Origin of the sequence: Algoriphagus sediminis, from assembly GCF_030403435.1 — a bacterium.
GTDB lineage: Bacteria > Bacteroidota > Bacteroidia > Cytophagales > Cyclobacteriaceae > Algoriphagus > Algoriphagus sediminis.
In genome coordinates this window covers 1-617 of the sequence record NZ_JAUEPH010000022.1, presented here as the reverse complement: position 1 = coordinate 617, position 617 = coordinate 1, and the positions used below count along the sequence as shown (strand labels likewise).

The following is a 617-nucleotide window of genomic DNA, read 5'->3' as shown; positions in this document are numbered from 1 at the left end:
CCTTTTCTGTCCGTTGGTACCTGGAGGTTCTGCGTCTTATCCTGTAAGGTCGCCAGGTAGCTGTCCGTCACCACTGCCCCTTCACAATCAATCACCCTGGCCACAAACTGCTTGTACTGCTCGGCGATCAGGTAGATGTCATCCAGACCCTGTCCCCCATCCCGGTTCGAAGACAGATACGTCTCGCCGTTGTCCATCACACGGTACGCAAAATCATCTCCCAGCGAGTTCACAGGAATTCCCATGTTCTGTACATTGCTGATCGTTCCATTGCTATAGCTCGCCTCATACACATCCATCCCTCCTACCGTGGGGTGGCCCTCTCCATCAATTTGTTTTGACGAGAAGTAAAACTTGTCATCCTTTCTGAACGGGTGCGTCTCATTTCCTCCTGTATTCACCTGGTCGCTTAGCCTTACCGGGGCACTGAAAACCATGTTTTCATCGTACTCTGCATAGTAGATATCAAAGTCATCCTTGTACTTTGGCTCTCTGCTCGCCTTCTTTGTCGAATCGCTCCAGGCCGGATCCATATTCGTCGTGAAGTACAGACGCTTTGCCTCTTCGTCTACAAACGGATGCATCACCGCATAGCCGATCGAATCATTGAACGGTAC

The 617-nt window shown here is 50.7% G+C and carries 1 pseudogene; it reads right to left on the bottom strand.

Going from position 1 to position 617, the window contains the following annotated elements:
• A pseudogene (locus QVH07_RS17670) lies at nucleotides 1-617 on the bottom strand (OmpA family protein); the annotation flags it as partial.